Origin of the sequence: Cyclobacterium sp. (genome assembly GCF_014762705.1) — a bacterium.
Classification (GTDB): Bacteria; Bacteroidota; Bacteroidia; order Cytophagales; family Cyclobacteriaceae; genus Cyclobacterium.
The window spans coordinates 1-5,982 of record NZ_JABURL010000103.1; the positions used below are offsets into that span (position 1 = coordinate 1).

4 protein-coding genes and 1 pseudogene are annotated in these 5,982 nt (G+C 45.5%); 3 read left to right on the forward strand and 2 right to left on the reverse strand.

Features of this window, described 5'->3' with window-relative positions; genetic code table 11:
- Positions 1-77: 77 nt before the first annotated feature.
- The 3 genes from HUJ21_RS20355 to HUJ21_RS20365 all read left to right on the forward strand — a co-directional run bounded on the left by HUJ21_RS20355 (position 78) and on the right by HUJ21_RS20365 (position 3,235).
- Complete coding sequence (locus HUJ21_RS20355; RefSeq protein WP_291372405.1) at positions 78-254, forward strand: DUF2281 domain-containing protein; 177 nt, start codon at positions 78-80, stop codon at positions 252-254.
- Between the two features lie 17 nt (positions 255-271).
- A complete protein-coding gene (locus HUJ21_RS20360; protein WP_291372400.1) occupies positions 272-646 on the forward strand; it encodes a type II toxin-antitoxin system VapC family toxin in 375 nt (124 codons plus the stop codon).
- A 639-nt stretch (positions 647-1,285) separates the two neighbouring features.
- A complete protein-coding gene (locus HUJ21_RS20365) occupies positions 1,286-3,235 on the forward strand; it encodes a pyrroloquinoline quinone-dependent dehydrogenase (protein WP_291372401.1) in 1,950 nt (649 codons plus the stop codon).
- Between the two features lie 561 nt (positions 3,236-3,796).
- On the opposite strand, the gene HUJ21_RS20370 is transcribed toward HUJ21_RS20365, so the two are convergent.
- Both HUJ21_RS20370 and HUJ21_RS20375 read right to left on the reverse strand, forming a co-directional pair.
- Positions 3,797-5,194, reverse strand: a complete 1,398-nt coding sequence (locus HUJ21_RS20370; protein WP_291372403.1) for a SusD/RagB family nutrient-binding outer membrane lipoprotein — start codon at positions 5,192-5,194, stop codon at positions 3,797-3,799.
- A 12-nt stretch (positions 5,195-5,206) separates the two neighbouring features.
- Positions 5,207-5,982, reverse strand: a pseudogene (locus HUJ21_RS20375) (SusC/RagA family TonB-linked outer membrane protein); the annotation flags it as partial.

Consider the following 5,982-nt stretch of genomic DNA (forward strand, 5'->3'; position numbering starts at 1 on the left):
CAGTTTAATATTTGTATACTTAGTTTAGAATAAATTATTAAATTAGAGTAATTGATAATTCAACCCTACATAGCAAAATTAATTCTCTTCCTGAAAACCTAAAAAAGGAGGTTCAGGACTTTGTGGATTTTCTTTTAACTAAAACAAAAAAGGAGGATGAAAAAAAAATTCGTGCTTTTGGAAGCATGAAGGGAAAAATAAAAATGGTTGATGATTTTGATGCGCCAATCGAAGATTTTAAGGATTATATGTAGTGGAAAATTTATACCTATTGGACACGCACGCAATTCTCTGGTTTTTAAGTGGCGACAAGCGGATTCCTCCCCAATCCAGAAAGATTATATCAAATCCAAATAACCGGTGCTTTATCAGTATGGCATCTTTATGGGAAATGGCGATTAAGGTAAAAATCGGTAAACTGGATTTGCTTGTTGATCTTAAAGAGTTTGTTTTCCACCTTAAGAAAAACAACATTGAAATTATTCCCTTAGCATTTGAGCATATTTTGGAAACGATGGATCTTGAAGACCATCATAGAGACCCATTTGATAGGATCATTTTAGCCCAGGCTAAATTTGAAAACATGACTATTATTTCAAAAGATGAAAACTTTTATAAATACATTCATATTAAACTGATGTGGTAAATATAACCACCACCTTTTTGTGCATGTTAAGCCATGAAACAGACCCATCTACGGACTTACGGAGTGAATTATCCTACCTGATCAATCGTAGACAATGTATTTTTACTGCGTGCTCATTGCCTCGTCTCTTTTTTGCCATTTTTTCATGTAATAAGGGATTTTTAATGCTGGCCAATACGTAAAGACCTTTATATCATTTCGTTTTTGTTCACGGGAATCGTCTGGGCATTACAAATGGCCTTTAGGCGTGTATTTTCTGTTTACAGCTTCGAAAATATCAAGGGCGAAGTTGCAAACTTCGCCCAGCCTTTAACTTCGTCCAGCATAAACTTACATTTTAAATATTCGATCAGGTAGGTATACCAGGCATGTACAATGTTGTTCAATAGGGGAAGAATATAAACCACTCCAAGGCTTAATTTAAAAATGCTTCCCCAAAATTAATCCGGCAAAAATGGGGAAAAAACTCCTATAACCTTCATTATCTAAATCAAGAAAAATAGGGAGTATTTCCTAACCTAAAAAAATCCCCTTTCAGGTTTTGACTCTGGAATCTTGTTTGAGTAAAATATAACCCTTTGTACCTTGTTTTAAATCGTGGAAAATGATTATTTTTCCTTGATTAAGTTGTTGAAAGCAATGCCAAACTACATAAATATAATCGTTTGCTTATTTATCTCCATTATCCTGACAGCACCGGGGGCCGTATTTGGGCAGGGAAATGACAGGGAATGGCCGGCCTATGGAGGGGATCCGGGAGGCATGCGGCATGCAGCCCTGTCCCGGATAAGACCCGAAAATGTCAATCGGCTGAAAGTGGCCTGGACCTACCGTACCGGAGAACTGGAATATTACCGGAACAATGATGCGGCAGAAAAAGCCGCTTTTGAAGCCACACCATTAATGGTGGAGGGTGTGTTGTATCTGAGCACGCCAAGCAATCGGGTCGTTGCGCTGGATGCCGCGACCGGAGCAGAAAAGTGGACATTCGATCCCGGAGTGAACCTGAAAGCCAATTATTCAGAAATCACTTCCCGGGGCGTATCCACCTGGCCGGGACCAGATGTGGTCCAAAATAACCTGGAACGGAGAATCTACCTGGCCACCATCGATGGCCGGTTGATTGCCTTATCGGCGGCTACCGGTAAACCAATTCCTGATTTCGGCAAAAATGGCACCGTTGACCTGCGAAAGGGCATCGGTCCTATCAGTGTCACCTCACCTCCGGCAATCGTTGGCAACACACTTATCACCGGCTCTTCCATGGGGGATAACCAACGATTGGATTATGAAAGGGGAGTAGTAAGGGCTTTTGATGTTTTGACAGGAGAGCTGAAATGGAGCTGGGACCCTATACCCCGTAGGAAGGGAGATCCGGGAAAAGCTACCTGGAAAGGAAAAAAAGCGGCACAGACCGGGGCTGCCAATGCCTGGTCCATTCTTTCGGCTGATCCTGACAGGGATCTGGTGTTTATCCCCACCACCAGTCCCAGTCCGGATTATTACGGGGGGGAACGTATCGGTAAGAACGAATATGCCAATTCAATCGTAGCCCTCCGTGCCAGTACCGGTGAGATGGTTTGGCATTTCCAGACCGTTCACCACGATCTCTGGGATTACGACAACGCTGCCCAACCGGCTTTGATATCGGTAAAGCGGGATGGTGTGGAGGTTCCGGCAGTGGCGGTGGGTACCAAAATGGGACATATTTTCCTCCTGCACCGGGAGACCGGAAAGCCCTTATTTCCGGTCGAAGAACGGCCCGTTCCGCTGAGCCAGGTGCCCGGAGAGCAGGCCTATCCTACTCAGCCTTTTCCGGTTTTGCCCCGGCCGGTAGGACCGCAGCACATTGGAGTAGCGGATGCCTGGGGATTAACGGAAGCCGATAGGAAAATTGCAGAAAGGCGAATCGCATCCTTAAGGAATGAAGGGCCATTTACGCCTCCCAGCCTGCAAGGTACCATGGTGGCCCCATCCAATGCCGGCGGAGTGCATTGGGGAGGGGTTTCCTACGATCCGGAACGAAACCTATTGATCACCAACATCAATCGCCTGGTAGCTGTTGTCCGCCTGATCCCCCGAGAAAAACTTCAGGAAGAGGAAGGAAAGAACGAGGCCTTATTAAGGGCAGAAACCGGACTTCAGGAGGGAACCCCCTATGTGTTGAAACGAGATTATCTGTTTACAAGAAATGAGCAAGAATTGCAAATGCAAACAAAACCGCCCTGGGGAACCTTGCTGGCCATTGACATGAATTCGGGTGAACTCAAATGGGAAGTTCCGCTTGGCTTTATGTACGATCCTCAAACTTATCCGGAAGCAGTGAATTGGGGGTCTATAAACTTCGGAGGTACCTTAACCACTGCTGGCGGGCTAACCTTTGTGGCCGCTTCACTGGATGGTTTTTTCAGGGCCTTTGATACGGAAACGGGTGAACTGCTCTGGCAAAATCAACTTCCTGCAGGAGGCCAATCAACGCCCATGTCCTATCAGCTGGCTGGAAAACAATATGTGGTGATTTCAGCCGGAGGGCATGGCAAGCTAGGTACTCCGTTGGGGGATTATGTAGTGGCTTATGCCTTGGAGTAAGTGGTTTCTATAAGTTCCCTGATTAATCTCCCCATTTCAAATCGCCTTTTGGCTGGCTTTTTCTGTTTACAGCTTCGAGAATATCAAGGGGTTCACCACAGATAGCACAGATTAACACAGATAAAAGGTCAATCCTGCCGGCATAGTTTACCAATAGTTGAAAAAAAGGTGAATATTGGAGCACCATAATAACGGCCAATACGGAAAGAGCGTAAAATCATTTCGTTTTTGTTTTTGGGATTCGCCAGGCCATTACAAATGGCCTGTTGGCGAGTATTTTCTTTTTACAGCTTCGAGAATATCAGGTCGAAGTTAAAAACTTCGCACAGCGTTAACTGGGTGTAGCATTTTTCTACATCCCTTGTATCCAAGTGAAATGTACACCAGGCATTTGCAAAGCCGGTTTTCTTGGAATAAATGTAATTGATGTACGTTTTTATCGGTGAACCGGTATTGGCATTACAAATGGCTCTTTGCCAAGCATTATCTGTTTATAACCATCGAAAATAAAAAGGGCGAAGTTGCAAACTTCGCCCAGCAAAAAAGAAGATTTCATTTGTATTACTGGTCCCACCAGATCCTGTCCAGCAGGGTCACCTCTGGTACATTTTGGCCATTTCTGCTGACTTCATTGTCCGGATAAGGCAATCTGCGAATAAACTGATTGTTTAAGTCCGTATTGAGATTAGCGGGTAAGGTCATGTCTTTGTAGCCATAATCAAACCGCCTGGCGTCGTTCCAGGTTTCCGGATGCAGGAATAGGGCCACCCATTTTTCTTTCATGATATCATCCAGGGTCAGGGAGCCCGCACCCATGCTTACACCTGGGTCGGATAAATAAGCTTCCTTTTCTGACTCAGGTACTTCCAGCATGTCCATATGGGCTTCAATACCTGCCAAATAGGCCGCATAGGCCCGGTTGGGATCGCTACCCAGGCTCACTTCCGCCTCAATAAACTTTTGCTCTGCAAAAGTAGCGATCAAAAGGGGGGAAAGCTCTGAGGTGTAATACTGACCGGGTATCAAGGTAGAACGGGCTCCTTGTTCCGGCGCATCGCCCCTGCCTGCGCCATTGGGTACACCGATAAATTCCCCATCATCGGTTGTGCCGATCATCAGTGGCAGTCTGGGATCCACTACCGGGTAGGAAGTGCCATCCATGGCCTCAACAAATTGAGTGGAGATCCAACCGCCCAATAGCAGGCTTTCATTATTGATGGCAATCTGCGCCCAGGGATTAAAACGTTGTTCAAAGAATTCCACATAGGCATCGTCTTCATTTCCTTCAAAACCGTTGTCTATGGCGGAAAGCAATTCATTGGTATTGGCATTTGGAGTATGCAGCATAAACCTGGCTTTGAGTACATTCCCAAATTTTATCCAGCTTTCTACATCCCCTTGAAAGATAAAATCATCATCGCCTATAGAAATAGCAGTGGTTCCAGACAGGTTTTGAATTCCCCGGTCCAGGAGGCTTAGAACTTCCGCATAAAGCTGTTCATCGTCATCATAAGCAGGGGTAACCGCACTGAAGTCAAAACCCTCAGAATAAGGCACATCTCCAAAAATATCCACTGTCATTCCCAGGTTCAGGGCCATTAATATTTGTCCGGCACCCAGATAATGTCCTGCATCCGACTCCTCGGCCTTGCTGACCAAATCGGTCAGATCGGTCATCACATTGTACAAATTAAACCAGGTCCCGCTGTAGTTGAGTGGTTCCATGACATCTGAAGCACTGGCCGGATTGGGTGAGGCCAGGTACTGTACATAGTTGGAGGTAATGCTTCCGACACGTTGTACGTTCAATGCTGTTTCATAAGTGGCATTGGTCATCAGGCCCGTGATCGGAGCATCCTGGGGATTATTTGGGTTTTCGTTCACATCGAGAAAATCTTCACAGGAAGATGTCCCCAGTAGCAATAAAAGACCAAATATTCGGTTATATATAGATTTCATAATGGCTGAAAATTAAAGTCCAAGATTCAAATTAAAGAATACACTCTGTACTCCGGGAAAGCCAAGGCCGGTAAATCCTACCGCATTGCCACCAGCTCCTGCGGAGAAAGATTCCGGATCGAAACCGTCCCAGGGGGTATACAGGATGATGTTATTGGCGGCAACCGATACCCTGGCAGATCGAAATGGTGTGTTTCCTAATATAGCCGGGCTTAGGTTATAGGCCAAAGTCAGGTTTCTCAACTTGATAAAGCTGGCATCTGACACAAAGTTCTCACTGGTGGTCCGGTAATGGTTTCTCCAGTAGCCTGCACCGTAATTAACCCCATCAGGGCCCTCTCCTTGCCCAAGCCACACTTCCTGCGTATTTGGCGAACCATCGGCCAGCACACCTTCAAAAACCCTGAAATCTTCCCTGGCTTCGGTGAATTCATTCTTTCCAAAAGCGGAGAGGAAATTATTAAACTGGTTGTATTGCTCCACACCTGTTCGGAAATCTACCAAAAACGATAACTCAAAACCTTTGTAGGTAAAATCATTCCGGATTCCACCAATCCATTTCGGAACGGCATTTCCAAGCACCAATTGGGTACCGGTTCGCACAGGAAAACCATTGGCACCAATGATCACCGGCAGACTTCGGTCCAGAAACAGGTTGTCAGGATCAGTTCCAAACCTTTGGTAGGAACTGCCGAATATGTTGCCGTAGGCCTCTCCTTCTATCAATTTCATGGTTACAGTAGAGCCTACATATCCAAACTGGCTGCCGACTACAATTTCATCAATGC